The 23710-nt window shown below is 40.9% G+C and carries 9 protein-coding genes; 2 read left to right on the top strand and 7 right to left on the bottom strand.

The features are described from left to right. Positions 1-141: 141 nt before the first annotated feature. Together FAX86_RS15610 and FAX86_RS15605 are read right to left on the bottom strand one after the other, a co-directional pair. On the bottom strand, positions 142-759 hold the full coding sequence (locus FAX86_RS15610) for a CPBP family intramembrane glutamic endopeptidase (RefSeq protein ID WP_144394405.1): 618 nt from the start codon (positions 757-759) through the stop codon (positions 142-144). A gap of 57 nt (positions 760-816) precedes the next feature. Beyond that, complete coding sequence (locus FAX86_RS15605; protein WP_144394404.1) at positions 817-999, bottom strand: hypothetical protein; 183 nt, start codon at positions 997-999, stop codon at positions 817-819. A gap of 317 nt (positions 1000-1316) precedes the next feature. Between FAX86_RS15605 and FAX86_RS15600 the strand changes: the two genes are divergently transcribed. Continuing rightward, positions 1317-1808: a hypothetical protein gene (locus FAX86_RS15600; protein WP_144394403.1), complete on the top strand. Its 492-nt coding sequence runs from the start codon at positions 1317-1319 to the stop codon at positions 1806-1808. Positions 1809-1920: 112 nt separating this feature from the next. Here FAX86_RS15600 and FAX86_RS15595 read toward each other — a convergent pair whose 3' ends face one another. Beyond that, the gene (locus tag FAX86_RS15595; protein WP_144394402.1) at positions 1921-2904 is read right to left on the bottom strand and encodes a DUF4034 domain-containing protein; all 984 of its coding nucleotides are present in this window, start codon (positions 2902-2904) and stop codon (positions 1921-1923) included. A 644-nt stretch (positions 2905-3548) separates the two neighbouring features. Between FAX86_RS15595 and FAX86_RS15590 the strand changes: the two genes are divergently transcribed. Beyond that, entirely contained in the window at positions 3549-5201 is a 1653-nt protein-coding gene (locus tag FAX86_RS15590) for a VWA domain-containing protein (RefSeq protein ID WP_164503615.1), read from the top strand. 76 nt (positions 5202-5277) lie between these two features. Here the strand turns inward: FAX86_RS15590 and FAX86_RS15585 are convergent, their stop codons facing one another. The 4 genes from FAX86_RS15585 to FAX86_RS15570 form a co-directional block, all read right to left on the bottom strand. After that, positions 5278-6240 (bottom strand): transposase, encoded by a 963-nt coding sequence (locus tag FAX86_RS15585; protein WP_144394400.1) that lies wholly within the window; start codon positions 6238-6240, stop codon positions 5278-5280. A 180-nt stretch (positions 6241-6420) separates the two neighbouring features. Beyond that, positions 6421-6801 carry a transposase gene (locus FAX86_RS15580; protein ID WP_144394399.1) on the bottom strand — a complete coding sequence of 127 codons (381 nt, stop codon included), beginning with the start codon at positions 6799-6801 and terminating at the stop codon, positions 6421-6423. A 612-nt stretch (positions 6802-7413) separates the two neighbouring features. After that, entirely contained in the window at positions 7414-7674 is a 261-nt protein-coding gene (locus tag FAX86_RS15575) for a hypothetical protein (protein ID WP_144394398.1), read from the bottom strand. A gap of 4 nt (positions 7675-7678) precedes the next feature. After that, positions 7679-23704: a calcium-binding protein gene (locus FAX86_RS15570; RefSeq protein WP_281286431.1), complete on the bottom strand. Its 16026-nt coding sequence runs from the start codon at positions 23702-23704 to the stop codon at positions 7679-7681. Positions 23705-23710 lie beyond the last annotated feature (6 nt).

Raw genomic sequence — 23710 nt, 5'->3', positions numbered from 1 at the left:
CATCAATGGTATAATAATTATGGTTCAAATCCTTCACTTTTTCTTTAAGATTGAATTTCCATTAAAACTTCCCTAAACAGACTCTTCGATAAGAACACCCCGCTGACTAGGCAACTTATTAGAATTAAGAGATTACAATCTTTAAATATTTCTTCTGTCAAAAAAATGCATCAACAGGCTAACCAAAGCAAGTACAACAATACCCAAAATGCCCACAACGCTGGTTATTATGTATGTCTCTTTGTTTATAATAGTGGCTACCATCAAACTTGCCGCAATACCATTAAACGCAGCGTGACTAAAACATGGTGCCCAAATACTACTTGTGTTTCGGTAAAACCAACCAAGTATGTACGACAAGAAAATACAAGCAACTGGAAAAACAAGTAATCCATAAAATCGATATTCAGGATAATTGTAGCCTTGGAGGTTGATTGGAAAGTGCCAAATACCCCAAATTAATCCCGTTGCTATAGCTGACTTCCATGGGCTCTCAGAAAACAATCGTTTTTGTAGATAGCCTCGCCAACCAAATTCTTCGCCAAATAAAACAAAAGTCGAAGGAATGCTACCAAGCATAATAAGAACAACAAACTCTAGAAGTTCGATATCTGGTATCGGAGGTGCATCATCCGAGCTCGGTAACAATTCTATGATATGTGATAATGAAAAACTTACTGGAGATATATGAAATATATTAGTTAGCAACAATACAGTTCCGACGGTAAGGAGTGGTAAGATCCATGCAACAACAAACAAAGGTAAAACCTTAAACGATAGGGACCAACCTACATCACCAAACCCCTCTTTGGTAATCTAATGACGAACAATTAAGGCCGCTATAGCCGGAGAAAAAACAGCAATCATGCCTACTGCACTGTGAACCGGGCTTCCAAGAGGAACCCCAAAGAAATATAGCCCACCCCAAACAATCCATGAAATACCAAAGGTAATACTTAAAAAACTCAAAATACCCCGAATGTTTGACTTCATCATCATTCTCACATCTAATTTAACTTAAAGTTAAAACGGTTGAACTAACAGAAAATTCCTCTCTATCCGAAGATTATGACAAACTTCCTAGCATTTGCTAGTTAGGCTAAAGATAGCATTGACGATAATATCCAGTTAAAACATGTATTTAAAGACAAAAGCTCCCTTACGATCCTTTGCTTTAAGCTTAATACAAGCTGAATTTCCAATTGTTAATAATTGACTAGTTTATTCAATCCAAATGTTTAAAATAGCGACCAATAAATCTTGAAGTGACTGCATCAAGAATCGTACATCTAGTTTGACTTTGGGGAACACCTTTTATGAATCAAATCTTAGCTAAAGCTCTACTCGCTTTTGGATTAACTTTAATTGTTAGTTCATGTGCAAACAAATTATCTTATGCTCCTGAGCTACAGGACACTTTCCAAACATTCGACCAAGCGCAAGAAATTTACAGCGAAAACCGTGATAACAAACCTTTAGTAAGTAAAGAGTTATCTAAGCTCATCAATCAAAAAGAATTTAATATTCATGTGTATCAAATTAATACACTAGCTGGAAAGTTATTGTTTGAAGGCAAAGTAATGGCTGAAACCATTAGACTTGGAGAAGTGAACTCTTACTACATTACATGCCAAATTGACAGAAACAATGATATTTACAAGCAAGCCATTGAAAACCCAAACAGCTATAAAACCAACGCTAACTATACGATAAAAGGCAACTATGATTATTTAGTCCACTCTTGGGGCAATCAAGCAGACTCTTATAGATTTTATATTAAAGATTGCAACATAAAAGTACTTAAATAATTTCCAGTGAGCATCTTGCGACAAAAGCAGGATGCTCTATCAGCTTACACTCATAATCAGTGCAAATGCACACTTCTAGAGACTGTAACAGATTCTTATAATACCATAAAAGTTAATAATCAATCTTAACTCCTCTCTCTTCCATGCACGATGCAACCATATGCTTATCTCCCCAAATGGCCATATTTGGCTTCTTAATTCGTGCCAATAACTCTTTTCCTTTTTTCCAGTCTTCAGCCAAACACGCGTAAAACGCAAACGAATTTAAATTCCAAGTTGAATTAGGATAATCTTTCATTATTCGAGTAAAACCTTGTTTCATTTTAGGCCACTCAGCATTGCCAGGTTGAAAGGTCCTTACATATAACGCCCACTTTAAATACCAATAAATTCGCGCATAAAGAGTCATACCCTCTTGCTTCTTAGAGCGCTCTACAGCATCTTCAACAAACTCTCTTAATTTTTGCTTGCTTCCTTGCCACCTCGGCAAATAGTAATCGGCAACATAAAAATAGATAAAATAATATCCAGGAAATTTACTCGTACCTCTATCATAGATTGTACGAAGCTCCTCTTCCCGCCAGCCCTGTAATTTAGCAATGCTTATCATTGTCGTGTAAAAAACAGGATGATCTTGAGTTATCACTTTACTAGTTTCTAACACTTCCCTTGCTCGACGTATTCGCTCGTAAAAAATTGGCCACTTATCTTTAGGAACTGAATGAGCGTATCTTTCACCTCGCGCAACAAATGCATAAGAAATCCATAATTTTGCTTTTGTAAGATAAGCTAAAGGAGCGTTGGGCGTCTCTTTTATCCACTCATTAACCAAACTCATATTCCTTTCAAAAGAGGTTTTGGAATTATTTTTATCTAAATCGCCCAGAAATGACATAAAAGTAATTTTCCATCGACCATCGGGTAGCCTACTTTGCTTCTCAACAAACCTGTGGCTCATTTTGTTAAGCGCAGTGAACTGCTTATTCAATAATAATTGTTTTGATTGCTCTCTTATCTCATTACCTATGGAATTCGCATCTTTTCCATACAAAGGAGTAAACATGATATAAATCAATAAAATAGAAAGCAATCTCATAGATTAGCTCCACAAATCACATACATTTTAAATGTTTAAGCTTAGTCGAGAACCATAGGATTTTCATAAGTCGACTCTTTTGGTATTAAGTATATGATTTTCATCTTAAGCTAACGATGTAAAATAAGATTTAGCTGAGCTTAGGTGTCATAGTGTTTCATCTGCTGTCTTTAGTCACTCTATCTCTTTTACAAAATAAAACTTGATTGAATTATATTACTTGTACACCATTCAAAACTCATTTGAGATGACGCCACTCCTATTAATTGTTACCTAAATACTAGGCTGCTTTTTTATTGCCTTTAAGCGATAAAAGGTACAGGTTCACAATATACATTCGCGTCTATCGTCTTTCTTACACGCCCCAAAAACTCTTTTGCAATAGTATTTGAAGCCCTTCACAACTTAGCACTTTGTCCATATACAATTGACGTATACTTGGGTGATAATACGATTGTGAAAGGTTTAGATGGCGTCTTTTATGGGCAGAGCAAAAATGAGAGGTTCGTCTAATTTTTTTAGGAATCATTCGCTAACCGCAATTTATGCCACCATTGGTTTAATAACCCAGCAACTATTTAGCGATAGACAAGCTTTTAAAAACAAAACGTATGTACAAGGAGGTATTTACTGTGGAAAACCAAATGCAGCACAATAAAGCCGTCAGGTTTTCCGCTGAATTAGATAGCCAACAGCTAATAGCCGGTAAAGATGAGGCTGAAATTAGTTGTCACGTTAAAATACTTCCGACTCAACTGTCACAAGACCAAGCGTTTCAAAGTGCACGAATCAATATTTGCCTTGTCTTTGACTGCAGCACATCAATGACCGGAAAAATGTTTGAGTCTGCCATTCAAACAGCGAAAAATATTGTAGACTCGCTGCATGATCGCCATAGATTATCTCTCGTAGCCTTTAACACCAAGAGCCACATCGTTTTTCAAGACGAATTCCCCATTGATAGTCAAAAATCTTTAATAAAAAACAAAATAGAGGATATAAGAAAGTACCTCAACGGCACCACTAATATGGCAGCGGGTATTAGGAGTGCGATGGATATATTTGCGCCTAACACAAATGATGCAAAGGTTATTATCCTTCTATCTGATGGTACACCCAACTGCGCTCAAGAGGCACAAGATGCGGCAATTGAGGCGAGTACTCAAGGCGTGCAAATTTACGCAGTAGGCATGGGCACTATGTTCCAAGCTGAGCAGTTATTACGTTTAGTAACACCTTCCAATGGTGCCGTGTTCGGTGACAGTGATGAAAGAAAAATCAGTAATATTTTTCAACATATTATCGAGCGGATTGATAGAATTTTTATTACCGATGCAAAGTTGAGCTTTGGTGTTAACCCAAATGTGCGCATCAAACAGCTCATTAAAACCAGTCCTGAACGAGCGGTGTATGATGTCAGTCATGAAAGTAATGACGGGCTACTTGATATTTACATTGGTAATATCGAAGACAACAAGCGTTACGAATTTTTACTCCAGTTAGAAGTTGGAAGCCAAGACGAGGGCCATGTTGAATTGCTATCGACTCTCCTTCATTACCACGATGGCTCTCCGTTTTTAGAGAAAAAGCACCTCTCTGTCGAGTTTACTAAAAATCCCTTAGAAGAAAAAGAAAGAAACAGTGACCACGAAAATGCCATACGAAGTGCATCACTGGCTCATCTTTCAGACATGCTTGGTAAGGCTTGTAACCAACTAGACTTCAACAATGCTTTAGAGATTATTGATCAGATACAACAACAGTTTTCAGAACAAGAATTGGAAAACGTATCTGTACATCTCAACAACATAAAAGAAAATCTAGAAAGCCAAAGCAAAATCAGCGGCAAGTTGCTGAATGACTTTTTAGTCGCTAGCAGTAGAACGCCTGAAATTTCGCCTCTAAATATCGATTCAGAAGAAGCGCCTACTGAAAGAGATACTGACGCAGAAAGTTCAACTCCAGATGTTCAAGAAACGGTTGACTCCGACCGAGAAACAATCGCCCTACAAGATGAACCAGTATCGATTGAAACTTCAGATGAGTCGATCAACGTAGATAAATCAGAAGAAGCAAAAAGTTTTGACATTATACTTAACGATCCTGGCGATCAGTTAATATTGCTCGCTCGTATTATTCGCGATGCAACCGACATGGGCATGCGCGACATCGTCGGTTCTATCAAAACAAGAAACTCCTTACTCGCCCTCGACTTTAAAAGTAAAACGGATGCAGAAGAGTTTCAGCAAAAACTTACCAAAATAGGCGCTAAATCAAGCATCCAGGCTCGGCTTTAAGGGCAAGAGCCTATAAAAGCCCGATAAACATCCAGTCGTTATGATGAATCTTTCAACACATGTAACGAACGATTTCTTAATTCTGAAAAAACAACTTAGCTGAACCAATACCATGCAAACATCGACGTTTTAAATCTTTGGCTTTATTCCGTATCATTTCGATTGGTCCTACGACAGTTACATAATGATTATGAAACTCTGTGATATGCTTGAGCCAATGATGATGTTGTAAATTAAGGCGAACTAAAATAGGAGTAATATTCTTTGGAATGGATGCTTTGTGTGGATGAACGATGGCTTGCCCTGTCCACTCTACCAGTTGCAAATACTCATGCAGCTTTATATTTATTAATTGAGAATTAAGATTTCCATTAATAGCCTGGACCATCTCATTTAAGTCGATCTTCGAACTTCTTTTCGTTTCTTCAATTCTCTTTTTTACAGAAGTATGTTCTGATTCTTCGAGTTTTTGAGTAATAGCAGCCCTGACTGGATTTAAGTCAACATAAGCCATGCATGATAAAACGGAGGCTTCATCCAATAAGGCTTGTGAGTTATAACGCTTCTCCCAGAATTTTCCAGTACAATTGTCCTCTTGATTACACAACTTTGCCAATGGTTCATTCAAGCGGCTCATAAACCAGGACAAGCTACCTAATCGTTCTCGATACGTTTCCAGTTTTTCTGGAGAGTTAAGAATGGCTTGCTTGCGAAATAATTCTCTTTCTTCTGTTTTGCTGGGATACAGTTTAAGCCAACGATCCGCGATTTCTTCATCACTCCATTTTTGCGGAGCTTGAGGATCAATATAAAGTACTATGTGATAATGATTACTCATAACAGCGTACGCGTAAACATCGACGGCAAAGAGATTACTTAATTCAATAATACGTTTTTCTATCCAACTTTTTCGGTGACTGTAATCGTGCCCCGTGTCTTTATCGAATCCGCACAAAAATGCTCTGCGAACACAGCGATTAGTACAATGATAAAATCCAGGTGATTGAGAGTCGACCAGCGCCTTCCTTGGTATGGTCATTGTTTACTTCCTTATTTAACTTCGGCGATGAGTTTACCTTAATGACTCTTTAATTCGAGTAGCTAAAACTGACTGATATTTGAGATATTCAGCCAGCGTCTTGTGAGAGATTTTCCCTAAACGGGGTGTCCGTTTAAAGTTTGTCTTCTTGCAATATCATCACCCAGTAAGAGACTTCCCCTAAACGGGGTGTCCGTTTAAAGTTTCTGGAGAGTTAAGAATGGCTTGCTTGCGAAATAACTCTCTTTCTTCTGTTTTGCTGGGATACAGTTTAAGCCAACGATCCGCGATTTCTTCATCACTCCATTTTTGCGGAGCTTGCGGATCGATATAAAGTACTATGTGATAATGATTACTCATAACAGCGTACGCGTAAACATCGACGGCAAAGAGATTACTTAATTCAATAATACGTTTTTCTATCCAACTTTTTCGGTGACTGTAATCGTGCCCCGTGTCTTTATCGAATCCGCACAAAAATGCTCTGCGAACACAGCGATTAGTACAATGATAAAATCCAGGTGACTGAGAGTCGACCAGCGCCTTCCTTGGTATGGTCATTTTTTACTTCCTTATTTAACTTCGGCGATGAGTTTACCTTAATGACTCTTTAATTCGAGTAGCTAAAACTGACTGACATTTGAGATATTCAGCCAGCGTCTTGTGAGAGATTTCCCCTAAACGGGGTGTCCGTTTAAAGTTTACTCTATTCATTATATTCCACATATCCCTATTGTTACTGAAACGAGTAGCATTAGATTTATGAAAATTCAATGAATGTATATTGGGGTTAACGCCAGCAGCAAAGAGATTACTTAATTCAATAATACGTTTTTCTATCCAACTTTTTCGGTGACTGTAATCGTGCCCAGTCTCTTTATCAAATCCGCACAAAAATGCTCTGCGAACACAGCGATTAGTACAATGATAAAATCCAGGTGACTGAGAGTCGACCAGCGCCTTCCTTGGTATGGTCATTTTTTACTTCCTTATTTAACTTCGGCGATGAGTTTACCTTAATGACTCTTTAATTCGAGCAGCTAAAACTGACTGATATTTGAGATAATCAGCCAGTCTTTTGTAAGAGATTTCCCCTAAACGGGGTGTCCGTTTAAATTTAAATTTGTAAGAGATTTCCCCTAAACGGGGTGTCCGTTTAAATTTAAAAATTGATTAAAAACCGAATATTCGCCGAGCGTAATTATTAGCTTCTTCTTCAGTCTCGAAATATCGAACATTAAACTCTTGAAATTTTAACCGCCAAGAAAACTTTGTATCAGACTTTGTTTTAGCAATTTCATCATACAACTGATTTTTGAAGTCTTCATCCTTCAGCTCCTCATGAATTTCATGTTCAATTTCTTCTTCACTGTATCCAACATTTACATCTAAATAGTTGGCAAAAATGTAATCAATAGATTCATATATATTCATAATGTTATTTCACCGGATAAATCGTTACTGTTTTCCAAACATTTAATTGAGGATCAAACTTATAAACCGCATTTACTTTCGAAAGTGAAGAATGATAATTTAGCGGGCCTGCAAGCTCTGGAGTCAACCCAATCGCTTCATATCCTCTACCGACAGGAGAGCCCACCTCAACTCCTTGCAAAGTTATAGAACGTGGTACCCGTCCTGTTCTTTGGTTGGTAGCTAACGCAATAGCTCTTTCTAGATGATTCGCACGTAAAAACTGGTCAGACTCTACCAGTAAACGATCACTGTTAAAAGCAGTTGCATTAGGTGTTATAACTGCTCCATCTCGTCTGGACACAGAGTCATCTGGAGCAATTCCAGTTCTCGCTCGATAAATCAACTGAGCATCAGTTACTCCACCTCCATGTCGCTGAACTGCGTGTCCTTGTTGAATTAACCGATCTATTTCTGCATGATGCTTAAAGTTACCGCTTCGATTAACACCAGAGTCTAGGCGCGCACGAATCGCAGCTTTTGTAGCTTCAGTTGAGTTTGGAACCATCCTAAGCCTAACCGATCCCGACATTTTCATACTAGGCTTAACTGAATAAAATTCAAACTTAGTATTCAGAGCACCTATAAATCGAGGGCTAACACTCGATAAATGATTTATCGACGATTTCAAACCATAATAGGACGGAACGGCCATTACTAAACCAAGAGCAACATCTCCCCATTCTCTCTTTAGCATACCTTGTTTAATATAGGACGCTCCTTCGTACATTCCATATACACTACCGACACCAGCCGCAGCCCAACCGCTATATCGAATAGCAGCATTCGATGCACCTAAAACGGCTCCGCCAACTCCAGCAGTTGCTCCACCGAACAAACCTGAATAATGAGAACGCATTAGATCAACATCGGCCCAAGATTTATTTTCTCCAGCCATTTGAATTCCAACATCAAGCCCTGCGCCAGTAGCATAGCCCATTGCAAATGAAGCTAGCCCAAAGGTCATAGCACCCGCAATCGCCGTCGTAAAGCTCATTCCAGCGTTCAACACATCACCAATAAATGCTCTTTGACCGTCAACACGAATTTCCTTTGGCTTCCAGCCCATGTGCATATTCATCCAATCTTCTGCAGTCCAATTTTCTGAGTCATAGGCATTCTGAGCTTTCAATGCGGCAAGCTCTTCTTTAACTTGAGTCATTCCGCGAATCATTCCGTCGTAAATAATTTCATCTCGACGATCAATAATGTCCTGCCGATAAGCATGAGCCTGTTGGTAAGTTCGTTCCCATTTATTAACTTGTCTGTTAAAACGAGAACTCCGCATCATGTCTTGAGTTGCCTGGAAAGACCAGCGTGACATGCCGTCCCAGTTTTCGTGCTCACCTCGAGATAAAGTAACCGTTATGTGTCCTTCACCCTTTGCTTGATCGTGATAAAGCTCCGTTTGAACATTACCGACAGATTGCTTTTGAGCTGTATAAGTTTCTGCTGATTTTGAGTTAGGTATTCTTTTCTGTTTTACATTGTCTGATGTTGCTTTACTATCACTTTGGCTTCTAGCCAACATTGATGATAAATTATTAAACGAATTGTTCTCTAAAGCCTGAGCGGATAATAGATCGCTCTTTTGCTTGTTTGCTCTATTCCAAGTAGTGTATCCAGCATTTACAAAGGAGTTGATGAGAACTGACGAGGTATCCCAAGATATATCGTCGTTTCCAAACGCTTTTTGCATGGCATACCCAACACCACTTTGCGCAACATTTATAGTCACCATTTTTAAATAATCTAACGATATGTTCGACCAGTTAAATTTAGCAGCTGAATCAACTAACGCACCCGCAGTAACATTGTTCATTCCTGAACCCACTGCAGCCGTCGCTGCACTGGCAAACATTTCACCTGCACTTAACTTAACATCATAACCAGCCCAATCACTTAATTGATAAGTGACAGCATATGAAGTAGCAGCGGTGACTGCCGCTTGAGCAGCTGGTCCGACAGACATACTGCCACCCACTTCTCCACCCACGTAGGCGGCGGTAGTTGCAATAGCGACTTGTTCAAAACTGGGAGATTCATAGGTGCCAACTGCTGTACCAAATATTTGATTAGCAATCTGACTTGCAGCTGTAGCTCCTGCGTGATTTCCACCGGTATAAAACATAACAACCGCATAAACTACAGCCGTTATCAGTGTAGTTAACGCGCCGCATTCAGATTGAAACGGAGAAGGTATATCAGGAATAACTGGCGTTAGAGTACCGATCGCATCATTTGGATTGTATGGCTTAAAATCATCCGCTGAATTGTAAACACTGCTTGCTGAGGGGATTTGTAATTGTTGTCCCGAGATGAGCGGTTCTTCTTGCGAATGAAGTCCGTTCGCATCGGCGATGCGATACCACAACTTGGTAGTCCCATAAAACTTTTGTGAGATAGACTCTAGCGTGTCACCTTCAAACACCGAATACGTGTGCGACCTTGAAGTATTATTCCGGTTATCGGTAATTTGATAAGCCGATGTGTCTTTTGCCTTAAACTCGCCCTCTTGGTCGGTCGTTAAAATTACATTACCGTTCGAATAAAAATAATTGTTCTGATATATTTTATTGGTATTATTATCGAGGTACTTGCTGTCTTCGCGAGAGTAAGTCGCCGACCATTTGTTCAGAACCATTCCATCGGCGCTATTGCGATAAAAGCGGTGCAGCTCGTTCAAAGGATCAGGGAATTTGTAACGCTCGCGGGCTGACAAGATATTTCCGTTAATATCATAAGCAACCTCTGTCGTTGCAGTTCGACGCTCCTCTTTGGTACTGGTACCAACTGTCTTTATCGACTTATACGATTCGTAACCAATATAATTATACTCGTAAGTATCAACAAATTTCGATTCGCCTTGCGAGCTAAACTCTTGGTATTGATAGTGACGCAAATTGCCTGCTGCATCATAGGCTTCTTTATAATTCGTTGAGTCCAAATCATCAAAAGTTGTAACAGCAAATAGAAATAAGTCATCCTCGGTTACCGTATCGCCGTGAGTTACTACATTACTATAATTTGTTCTGTAACTTTCAATTTTTAAATCTCGATTGTCTTTGTCGTAATATTTTTTCTGGTGACTATCGATCCCTCCATTTAGAATGACAGGATCAGGGTTGCTTCCACCACCGACGAGCACCGCCTTTTCGAAAATATAACCTTTTTGCTCTACCACGCGGTCTGCAATATCGTAAACATTCCTAGAAATTACGATATTTCCTGCTCCAAATTCCTCACCGCCAATTTGTACTTTTGCTAAATCTTCAGCGGATATGTCACCGACTTTTTCTACCAAACTTGACTCAATCATTAAGCCTTTTTGGTTATATTGGTAGAACTCGAACTTTTTAACGTTTTTTGTATCGCCATGACCATCTTCTTGCTCATAAGCTTTAGCAATCTGATTTCCGATTTCATCGTAATAAATAATTGTTCCGTGGTCGTTTTCGACGTTTAATTGAATAAACTCGCCTTGCTCATTAACCTCTCGAACACCTTCAGCCAATGTCACTCGATTCATTGCATCGTAGGCGAACCAATATTCTTTTTCGTGCATGAACTCTTCGTCGTCGTCACTAGCTGACTTAAGAAGAGCGTCTTGTGAAGTTAAACTTTGTTCATCCAACACATTGGTTAATGCATTAAATGAGTCTTTAATATTATTGGATGCGTATTTTTGAGTTAACCAGCTTTGTGTGAGATCGAGATCGTTAAATCGAATATTGGAATTATCTAAAGCAACATTCTGTGCATTCGTAACAGAAGTGTCTCCCATTGTGCCAGATGCCGTTGTCGCATCAGGATTTTCATTTACTTGTAACGTCACATTTTGGTGAGCTGTATCGCCATACTCATCTAACGCCGAAATTCGAATATTAAACTTACCAATATTATCGGGATTAAAATCGGGATCTTCCACTTCGCCCAGTTCAACGCCTTGGACACCGTCTTCCCCTTCTGGCCATTGTAAAATAATGGTGCCATCGTCTTGCTCAGACTCGACAACGGTTGGTGTTGTGGTGTTATTCCAGTTAGCCGATCCTGCAGGTGGCTCATTTACTGTTAACACCAAACGATCGCCCTCAAGAGATAACGTCATCCAATCGGGTGCAGGAACGTATCCTTCACTTACATAAACCCATTGATAATCTTCTGGCAGAATAACCGGCGACGGTTGTTCCGGTGGAACGTATCGCCAGTCCCAATATCCACGCTCAACTTCAAACGTGTAAGATAAGGTATCACTTGTCGAGTTAAATAAATCGTTGCCTAAATCAAACGTCGCTGATCCACCCTCTTCAATAGACTTATTGGCATCTGAGTATTGCGCATTTGCTTCAACATCCAAACGGTCGGAGTCTTCAAGACTGGTATCGGCTTGCGTTATGATGGTGTTTTTAATTCGATTGCCCGCTTCGTCATACGCATACTCGGATGTCATCGTCGTTAGATTGTGTTGAACATCTCGGCTGACAACACGAGTCAAACGACCTTGGGCATCGTATTGGTTGGTGGTTTCATAATGGAACTGCTTTTTACGCCCATCAGCACCTCGTGTGCTTTCATAGACACGCCGACCAGCACTATCAAAACCATACTCGGTATATTGATGCGCTGATTTATCGTAAATCGCCTTTAGCGATCCATTAGAATAATAATGATATTCTTTGCCATAAGCATAATCAGTACCGAGCGTTGCAATGGCTTTCATATCTTTGCTGGACGTCAATACTTTACGAGTTAATTGACCAGCTTCGTTGTATTGGTAGGTAAATTCTCTTCCGCTTAAATCGTTATACGTTTGAACTTTCCCAAAGTAATCGTAAGTCCAAGAGTTAACATGATGATTACCAGAGTCTGTGAATACCTGGAACTCTCCATCGACAAAAATAAAGGTCGAGTCATGATTCGCGTCAGGATCGTATAACCCTGTTTCTTCTCTCGCGAGTTGACCTAATGAGTTATATATTTTGTGATTCAGTGTTCCCATGGCCGATTCGGTACGAATGACATTGCCACGCACATCGTAATCGGTATAGGACGTTGACCAGTCGGTATAATAACCGGAACCATTAAACACACGACCGTGTGCAAACTCGGAAACCACTTGGAAACCTAACGCGTTGTAACCAAAGCGTTGCAACAACCGCTTGGTCAACATGCCCTCTTCGTCTGCGCGAATGTCACCGACTGCCGCCACGTTATTATTCTTATCGTAATCGGTAGTTGTGATGTAACCTAAGGCATTTTGCTGTGCGACTTCGCGCCCCAAAGCGTCGTAAACAAATTTTGTTTCCGCACCAGAGGCATCAATTTCCGCTATTTTTTGATTCACTGAGTTATAGACTTTTTCACTCACATTACCACGCTGATCGACATGATGTGTGACGTTACCATTGATGTCGTAAACGTAATGTTGCTCAACGTCTTTCAGGTTAATAGTATCGGTTGTTGGGTCAATCACCTCAACATTGTGTTGTGTTTCTTGTGTCAGACGATTTAACGCATCGTAGCTAAACGACTTTTCTGCACCCGCCATATCAACAAGCGCAATGGTATTACCCCAACGATCGTTCTCGGTTGTAACGACTGGGCTACCACTCTCGAGCAATTCAAATTGAGCCATTTGTTCCGCCGTTGGCGCAGCACCACCTAACATCGACAAATCGTACTTAGGCATTAGTGTTGTGACTTTCTGCCCCAACTTATTGTACTCGTGTCGGGTAATGCCATTCGCTTGAGTGTACTCAAAAACATTGTTACCCATTAAGTCGTAACGATAAATTTTAGTTGCGCCATCTGATTCGTTGGTGCGGATCATTTGCCCAGCATTGTTGTATTCAAAATATTCTTCAAGCGATGCGACATAATCAGTAAAGGACTCATCGGCATTTTGCAATCGAGAACCACGAGCGATAACTTCACCGTAACCATTGAAAGCCATTGCCTGAACTTGATCGGCTACCGCCGCATGGGCTAACTGATTGGCTTCACCAAGATAGGTGATCGAACCAATTTGTTGTCCCACTTTATCGTAACGATACTCGTTGTGTGCTTCGAACGATTGATTGCCTTGTGCATTTTGGTAAGCCACTTTAACGTGCGTTAAGTTACCGGCTTCGTCATATTCGAATCGCTTAACATTTCCTTCGCCATCGGTTTGCTCTATTTTATGCCCCAAATTATTGTACGACATAAAATTAACGATTCTGTTGGCGCTGGTAACTAATAAGTCTGCATCGTTATCGTCGATAATTGCTTGAGCACGATCATCAGCAATACCTTCAACGAAGGATTCCGTACGAACTTTTTCACCAAATGCATTGTAAACAATACGGCTGAATGGTGTACGACTGTCGCCATTTGATAAACGTTCATCGTTATTTATAACACCAGTGTATTGATACTCTCCATTATCATCTTGACTCACAAAAACCGTATTGCCATTAACTTGACGCGATTCCTCTAGAATACCTCGCAATCGTCCGAGTGAATCGTAGATTCGATGCGTGTCCACACCACTGATAGATTCGAAAGTGCGATTACCCGTCGCGTCGTATTTGTACTCACTTAATAAGATATCTTTAGTGATTAAATCGAATTCAGTCCCATCGTTAGCCACTAACGCAGCTGGTGATGTGATGGTCGCATCGGTTCTTACGACTAAACGTGTCACATCTTTCTGAATTTCTCGCTTAATCTGACCGAGTGCGTCGTATTCAAACTCTTTGATACGATCGTCACCCAAGGACTCATTTGCAGCATTTCGACTCAGTACTGGCTCAGGAATGTTGTTGGTAGAAACAGAAGAAACCGGCACGGCATATTCAGCGTGAGTTTCTACTTCGCCAAATGCTGTATAGGTCCACTTATCGAGATAGTTTTCGGCATTCACTTCAGCGACTTTCTGTCCTAATTGATTAAAGTAACTGTAGGTATCTGCCCATTCTTCGATTGCCTGGCCATTGTTATTGTCGGCAGCAACCGCTCGGCTTAGTGTGGATGTTTTGATAACTTCACCAAACGCATTGTATTCAAAGCGTGTTGTCGGCGCTGTTGTATTGGCGGAGTTGGTCGCAACATCGTAAGTTTCAATAACCGGTTGTTTTAACTCAACCACTTGGTTGAGCGAGTTATAAACTTTAGAAATACTTCTTAATGCGTTCGCTTCTTTTTGAACCATCAGTGCACTTTCAATTGCCGACTCATTAAGCGCGGTAAGCTCATTTAAGTTAACAGCATCGATTCGGTGTTGATAACGAACCATGTTTTCTTCATTACCAAACGCATCGTATTGATATTCAGTAACGAAGCCTTCTTGATCAATTTCAAAGTGTAATTGATTTCTGTCATTGTAGACTTTATAACTGATATTGCCACGAACATCTCGGTTAGCAACGGCATTACCAAAGGCATCGAACACCGTTTCGGATTCGTAACGCACACCATTCACTTCTGGGTGAATAATTTTAGTTTGATTGCCGAGTGCATCGTATTCAAACGAGGTGACTTTATTAACGTTGATCGACGTTTCTTTTCCGCCAGTACCGATGCCACCAGGCGATGAAGAATGAGACTTCTTCTCGGTTGTCTCTAACTGTTCTATTAGGTTACCGAAAGCATCGTACTTATACTCTTTAACTAATGCTGTTTTGACATCGAAATTTGAGTACCCACTTTTGTGATTGATGAGTACTTCTGGTGAAGTTTCTTTGGCTAACTGATTGAGTTTATCGTACTCGTACGTCCAAACATCTCCATTTTTATTGGTAAAGGTTTTTGTGTTACCCATAGCATCATAAGTGTAAGACTCGCTGTATCCGTATGCATCGGTGACGCTTTTAACCCAACCATTGGTAAAGTAATCCGTATGATTAACTCGATCTTTCTCTGCGTTAGCATTGATTGCAAAGAAACCATCAAGTTCACTTTCGGTGAACACTGATTCTGAAACTGCAGCGCCCGCATCGGTATACGCCGTTGAATAACCAATCACATCGGTAACTCGACCCAATGAGTCGTATTCAGTATGTGTTACATACCCTTTTCCATCGATGGAGTAAATAGAACGGTTGAGCGCATCGTATACATTACGATTAACGCGTGGTTCATCATTAATACCTTCTGCCGTTAAGCTTTGTAAGTAAGCCTCAACATCAGCAGTCGTATTAACATCTTCGGCTATTTGTACATTGTTGCCATACTGCGTTGTTTTAATGACATTGCCATTAATATCGTAGGTATTCTCTGAAACATAACCTGCTGCATTAACCGAATACTTAACTCTACCCAGACTATCGTAAACGTATTGCGTGCGCTGCTCATTTAGAACACTTGAAGACGTTTCTGTATTTGTATCATTACCAATAGTAGAATCATCTTCAGTCGTCGAGTCCGTTGACGCATCGTCAATTGATTTAATGTAGAGATTATCGAATCCTATGCGGACATCATTAGCGGTATGAGTGGTAAACCCAAAGGAACCATCAACGAAGGTGAACTCTTCTTCTTCGAGTATGCTAAGCGTAACTCGCGCGTCTAGAACCTCACCTTTTAGATCGACGGGTTCTGAATAGAAGTCTTGACCATTGTAAGAAACTTTCGCTACTAAGTGCCCTTCATCGACAACAAATTTAGCATCAAACACATTTACGCCATCTACTAATTCAAACATGGGTAATAATTTTCTGGTATTGCTGGCCGGATTTTCTGCCGAGTCGTACTGATGTTTTAAATATACCGTACCATTGTTAACAACCAGCTTCGCTGAGTTAAATAGTGTCGATTCTGGATTCGTGGACTCAATGCCCATTCCTATATCTATTGGCTCGTTTTGAATACGATCACCAAATTGAACGGAACCATGGTTGTCGGGTAATGTTACTAAAAATCCAAACTCAGTACCTTGTTCAAGTGTAAAGGACTCTAAACCTTTAACCCCATACTCACTGATTAAGCTTCCCGCTTTTGAGTCGACAACCAACTGGCCATTTTCAACGGACACAGTCGTGCTATCGCCGGTTAACAACTCATAGTTGCTTAAGTCATAATTACTTAAGTCATCGGAAGTGAAGCTTTCACTCCATTTGGTAGGAGTATTGGTATCAAATAATGTTGACAAGTCTTTTGAATAAATCGTTGTTATAGCCGGCGCATCAATTTGAATATTATCAACACCAAAAGCAAATATTCCATTTTCATCAACAGGTCTTATCTCTGGTTGATTTTTGGTAGCAACATAAAATTGCATATCATTCCAGTTTGAATCCATAGCAACAGGAGAATTTGAATATCCTGCTAACCTCATTTCAAGACCGTCGATCTCAAATCGTAGTTGATGACTCTCGGGAAGATTCTCAACGAACTGCCATCCGTTTGCGCTTAGCTTTGTGACCTCATTACCTTGGGTAATTTCATAGTAAGCTTCGTACTGCCATCCGGTATCTTGAATAACAAAACGGACACTGCGATGGTCATCGCCGGTAAGACCATTATCAAATCCAACTTCTAGATAACCATTGTTGTACCCCGTTACAGAGTCTGGTAGTTGAGTCAAATCGACCAATGCTGAAAAGCCATGACTCATATCAACAGGTTCAAAAATTTCCACTCGAGGAGAGTTGTTAAGATTATTATTACCACTTTGTACCATCAATACATCGTTCTCGATGTAGAGATTATTGTTGTTATTCTGGTAAGTAGCGAAATCACTAATTACTTTACCGTCAAAGTTTTCACTGTAAACTTTATCTTCACTTGGAATAACGTCACTATCTGAATCGCCAGGAATAATATCGTCCAATTCACCGGTACCAACATCAGAATCGGTGTTGCCAGATTCATCCGACTTGTTATTCTCATACGCCTCAACAATTAACGCTTCAACGGTTTTCTCATTGAGTTGAGCAACATCAATTGCGTAAGGATAACGAATCGTTTCAACCACGTTGCCCGTTGCATCGTAACGTGTTTCGGTCACAAAATTACCCGCGTCAACAACAAACGATTGACGGCCCAGTTGGTCGTACACATAACGGGTGGTTTGTGGATTCGTTAATTTCGCAATTTCCGTTGTTGCAAACTCGTCGCCGTGAACTTTAGATACATCTACTTTGCCATCGTAGCGATACGCGGTTGTGACATTGCCATTATTATCGTACTCATAATGCGTGACATAACCTTCGGCATTAACAACGTAATCCACTTGCCCTTTATCGTTATAAACCGTTTGCGTGGTGGCCAATACACTATTACCCGAAAGAAGACTCTCGGTTTCGTTAGATAGCATTTCGTTTAACGACGGTGCTTTGTTTAACGTCGTTTTATCTTGTGTGTAAATTGAATCTTGATAAACATTTAACGAAATCACTTGGCCGTTAGCATCGTAAAGATTTTCACGTACGTAACCTTCTTCATCAATACTAAAACGGATCTGTCCTGCGGCATCGTAAACTGAGTACGAAGAGTCGCCATTAGCATTAATAGTTTCAACCACTTGACCGTTATCGTTATACACAAACTGTGTCGTAATCGCTAAGCCGGTTGGATCGACGACCTTTGACTCAAGACGGCCAAAGTCATCGTAATTAAAACGGATTGTTTTAGCCTCTTCTGTTCCCGCGGCTTCGATAACCGTTATTTGATTACCGGCGCCATCGTAAACGTATTCGGTGCGAATGTTCAAACCATCGACTGCGTTTTCGGTGTAATCACGAGTCGTTGCGATTAACTGTCCACTGTTGTCGTATTCGTTGCGTGTCACTGTTCCATTCGGCGCAATAACAAACTCAACTTCTCCTTTCGCATTGTAGCGATATTCAGTCGTAATATTTTCACCGACATAGGCATTACCTTCGCTATCCGTATAACTGGGATCGAGAATTTCAAATTGAACGCGGTTTAATGCGTCGTATTGATATTGGACACGTCGTCCTTCGGCATCAATTTCAAATTGCGTTCGTCCAGCTTTGTCGTACTCAGTTAAAGACTCGTTGCTTAATGCATCAGTCACCTTTATGACTTGACCATTATTGTCGTAAGCAAACGTTGTTGAGTTACCTTCACCGTCAATGGTGACTTGAATTTCCCCAAACGCATTAAATTCGGTTGTCGTTTTAATATTGCCGGGATAACTAACTTCGCGCTTGTTTTCGTTATCAACGTAATGGTAAGTAACTTGATTATCGAGTGCATCTATGGATGTCAATACACGACCAAAGGCGTCGTAAGTGGCTTCAGTTTTATCGCCCAATGCATCCTTGACAGCAATTTGTTGACCCAACTTGTCGTATTCGTATTCGGTTGAATTGCCCAGTGCATCGGTACTCTTTTTCACTCGACCAAAGGCATCGTATTCAACCGTTGAGAAAATCGCTTTGTCGTCTGTGAGACGCCAACTTTCTGTTGTCGCACCACGATTGTCAACAACCGACAGATTGGTATAACTTTGAGTAGCCGAAACCTGTTGCGTCGTCATAATGGCTTCGCCAAAGGCATTGTAAACCGATGTGGTTTTGAAACCTTCAGCATCAATCAATTCTTTAACCAATCCACGGCGATCGTAGTTAAAACTCACCACAGAATCGCTCGCCGACTCTTTAGTTTTTAAATGCTCATTAAGCGCCTCAAAGCTGAGTTGCCCTTGCTGCAACTGCGCAAGTGTTTCGGCATCCATCTTCTCCGAGTAAACTCGTGTCCATTCGATTTGTCCGAAGGTGGTGTAATGATTTTGCGTGACTTCACCGAGTGCATTGATGGTGTGCGTTTTGTACCCTGCTTCGTTATAAACAAATTGGGTGCGATTGCCATGGGAATCAATGGTCGCTGTGCGACGTCCATTACTATCGTATTCAAAACGAGTTGCACGGGCGTGTTCGAACGCTTTTAATTCTGCTTGAGTGTAGCCTGGATTGTTGGCTTTAAAAGCCTCAATTGCTTTAACGGATTCAGCATCGAAGGTCGCAATTAACTGACCTTTTTCATTGTAACGATTTTGTGTGGTTCGATCTGAAACCACCCCCGTCATATCTTTATGCGTAGTCTCAATCCGTTGCCCCATCTTATTGTAAACGTATTCAGTTTTACCCTGACGCCAATCGGTTTCACCAATTAAGCGGCCGAGCTGATCGTATTCGTAACTGAATTGATGGTCGTTGTCTGAATAGGCTGGTCGAATATCATCGAGAGTTTGTCCCTCTTGATAATTTATTGGCGTTGCGTATTGAATCGTCGCCGTTTTTTGTCCGTGCTCGTTATATTGATGCTCGGTTAAATAACCTTCGGCATTAATCGTCGCAACAACTTCTCCTTTACCATTGTAAATTTGATGGCTACGAGCTTCTTGCACTACATGCCCTTGAGGAGCTTGCTTTATAAGTGTTTTAAGCGACTCGAGTTCTTCTTTAATTTCTGCTAATGAACCTTCAGCGCGAAGTGATTCGTTGTTAGCTACCGATTCGGGCACTCGAATATTGTGCGCAACCGTTTCAACGAGTTGACCCGCTGCGTTGTAAATATTTTCCGACAGTAATCCTTCGGCATCTAACGTGGCAATGAGCTGACCGTCATTATCGTAGAAGTTTCGAGAAATGCGATCTTCTGATTGACCCAATACTTTAATAACATCGTCGTTAACAAAAAGTTTGCCGTTTTCTGTGCTGATGACTTCATCGTTCGCATTGCGATACTCAACGGTAAATTCGTGTAAGCCATTGGTCATCGACGCCAGGTTAATCGCAAACTGATTATTGGTCGCTTGATAGGCAAAAGGCGCTTCACCATTAATCGATACCATGGCGTATAAACCATCAGTCGACTTATTCGCATTAGCTATCGATTGCTGACTCACCTGCCAAGTTAATTGTTTCGATTCAATGGTAATTGGTTCTGGATTATTGATGAGCTCAACAATTTGCTCGGCAGTGAGTACGGTGCCACTTTGTTCGAAGTGGACTTCGTTAACAAATCGGTAAGTATCGAGCGTTCCACTGTAAGTAAAGAATTTATCAACGACGATCGAGTCGCCTGTCGTGCGATGATTGATATGCAAATTATAACTGGAGCGCTTAAACTCGATGTCAGCTAAACTAATGGTCGAATCAAAAACAATTTTATCGACACTGTTGTCACGATCGTAGTTAACGATTTTGTCGTTACCAAATCCAATGCTGTAGCGATAAGTGTCGTCGCCGTAATCACCTTGCAAGGTATCGTTACCTTGACCACCGATTAAAGTATCATTTCCAGAATGACCACGAAGAGTATCATTACCCTCACCACCAATCAGCGTGTCGGTGAGATTATGCCCTTCAAGCTTATCGTTACCGGAACCGCCATCGAGGTTGTGCTCCTGACCAGAAAATCCTTTGATAGAATCGTCGTCATTAGTTCCCGCTAAAATCATCGACGCGATGGTGTCGCGATCCCATTCAATACCTTCGCCTTCAAAAAGAATGCTATTAATAGCACGATCATTACTATAAGCCGAGCCCGCATTGAAGTGATCGGTAACAACAATGGTGTCACCTGTTGAACCATGTCGAATCACCAAGTCGTAGCCGGAATTGATTTCTAGTGTTATATCACTGGAATTAATGGTTGAGTCGAATACGATAGTATCGACACTGTTGTCGCGATCGTAATTGTTTATCGTGTCACGACCAAAACCCACGCTGAAGCGATAGGTATCATCACCGTAGTCACCTTGCAAGGTATCGTTGCCTTGGCCACCGATTAAGGTATCGTTTCCAGAATGACCACGAAGAGTATCATTACCCTCACCGCCAATCAGCGTATCGGTTAGATTATGCCCTTCCAGTTTATCGTTACCGGCACCACCATCGAGATGATGCTCTTGGCCAGAAAATCCTTTAATGGAATCAATGTCATTGGTTGGTGTTAAAATGATGGAAGCAATCGTATCGCGATCCCATTCAACACCTTCGGCTTCAAAAAGAATACTATTAATAGCACGATCATTATTATAAGCCGAGCCCGCATTGAAGTGATCGGTAACAACAATAGTGTCGCCCGTTGAACCATGTCGAATCACCAAGTCGTAACCGTCGTTGATTTCTAATTTAATATCACTCGAATTAATTGTGCTATCAAAAACAATCTTATCGACACTGTTATCGCGATCGTAATTGTTGATCGTGTCACGACCGAAGCCAGCACTGAAGCGATAGGTATCATCACCGTAATCACCTTGCAAGGTATCGTTGCCTTGGCCACCGATTAAGGTATCGTTTCCAGAGTGACCACGCAAAGTATCATTACCCTCACCGCCAATCAGTGTGTCGGTTAGATTATGCCCTTCGAGTTTATCGTTACCGGCACCACCATCGAGATGATGCTCTTGGCCAGAAAAACCTTTAATGGAATCGTCATCATTGGTTGGTGTTAAAATGATGGAAGCAATCGTATCGCGATCCCATTCAACACCTTCGGCTTCAAAAAGGATACTATTAATGGCACGATCATTATTATAAGCCGAGCCCGCGTTGAAGTGATCGGTAACAACAATGGTGTCGCCCGTAGAATTATGACGAATCACTAAATCGTAACCGTCGTTGATTTCTAATTTAATGTCGGTCGAATTTATTGTGTTATCAAAAACAATGGTGTCGATACTGCTATCGCGATCGTAATTGTTGATGGTGTCACGACCAAAACCCGCACTGAAACGATAAACATCATTACCGTAATCTCCTCGCAAGGTATCATTACCTTGACCACCTTCAAGAACATCGTCGCCTGAATTACCTTGTAAAGTGTCATTCCCTTGGCCACCAATCAGTGTGTCTGCCAAGTTTTGGCCCGTTAATACGTCATTTCCTTTACCACCATCAACGATGAGTTCCTGATCTGCAAAACCTTTAATGGTATCGTCATCATTCGAGGTTGATAAAACTTTAGACTCGATAGCAGCACGATCCCATTCAATACCCTCACCTTCGAAAACAACACGACGAATGGCATAATCATTGTTGACGGTCACTGGGTTAAAGTGCAGTTTTACGAGAATCGTATCACCGGAGGGTTCATGACGGATAATTAGCTCGTTGTTGTTTGTGCGTTCAAGACTAATATCAGACGATAGAATGCTAGCATCAAAAACAATTGTGTCATTACTATTATCTAAATTGAGATTACTGATAACGTCTCGTCCAAAACCAGCACTATATCGATAGACATCATTACCAAGTCCACCGGTTAGTTCATCATCACCGGCACCACCGACTAAAATGTCATCCCCGTTTTCACCGAAGATCTTCTCGTCCAGGTCAGTACCAGAAAGAACATTACTCGTATCATCACCACGAATGTCATCTCCAATTCGAGAACGCCACTCAATGTTTTGAAGCTCGGCACCACTGATCACAGTGCCGTCAGCAAACTTAAATTCTTTGGGTTGATTGGTGTTGCGTTGAAAGTAACTGGCAATCGTTAACGAGTCCGATCGACCTTCGAAATTAATCACCAGGTTGTAGGTAGAGCTCTTCGACAATTGAATATTATCTAACGTGTAGTAAGGGTCTTCAAATACAATCGTATCCGCATTACTTGCTTTAACCCAATCGCGACCAAAATTATCACCAAAGTAATAAGTGTCGGCACCTGCGTTTCCATCAAGCGTATCGTCACCACGACCACCGGTGATGGCATCGTCATCATGACCACCCAAAATCGTATCGTTGCCGTCTCCACCAATTAATGTGTCCTGACCGTAACCACCACTTAAACTATCGTTGCCGGCACCACCCTCGATGGTGTCGTTGCCGTGCCAGCCTTCAATCGAATCACTGCCGCCGTTGCCTAAAATGGTATCGTCTTGAAACAAGCCCATAATGGTATCGCCGGTGTCGGAACCAATCTTGTTAAAGCCCGCTTCAAATTGTTCCGTCGTCCACACCGTGCCATCGGCAAACTGAACTTCTTTCGGCCGATAACTGCTGTTGATAAAGTAACTTTTTAAAGTGATGGTATC

It is taken from the genome of Pleionea sediminis (assembly GCF_007570825.1).
Lineage (GTDB): Bacteria > Pseudomonadota > Gammaproteobacteria > Enterobacterales > Kangiellaceae > Pleionea > Pleionea sediminis.
Note: the sequence above shows the minus strand (reverse complement) of the source record. Positions and strands in the feature narration are given on the sequence as shown.

Bases quoted from the DNA above. Each gene is read 5' to 3' on its own strand.
- FAX86_RS15605 (WP_144394404.1), bottom strand. From the start codon at position 999: ATGATGATGAAGTCAAACATTCGGGGTATTTTGAGTTTTTTAAGTATT.
- FAX86_RS15600 (WP_144394403.1), top strand. From the start codon at position 1,317: ATGAATCAAATCTTAGCTAAAGCTCTACTCGCTTTTGGATTAACTTTA.
- FAX86_RS15595 (WP_144394402.1), bottom strand. From the start codon at position 2,904: ATGAGATTGCTTTCTATTTTATTGATTTATATCATGTTTACTCCTTTG.
- FAX86_RS15590 (WP_164503615.1), top strand. From the start codon at position 3,549: ATGCAGCACAATAAAGCCGTCAGGTTTTCCGCTGAATTAGATAGCCAA.
- FAX86_RS15585 (WP_144394400.1), bottom strand. From the start codon at position 6,240: ATGACCATACCAAGGAAGGCGCTGGTCGACTCTCAATCACCTGGATTT.
- FAX86_RS15580 (WP_144394399.1), bottom strand. From the start codon at position 6,801: ATGACCATACCAAGGAAGGCGCTGGTCGACTCTCAGTCACCTGGATTT.
- FAX86_RS15575 (WP_144394398.1), bottom strand. From the start codon at position 7,674: ATGAATATATATGAATCTATTGATTACATTTTTGCCAACTATTTAGAT.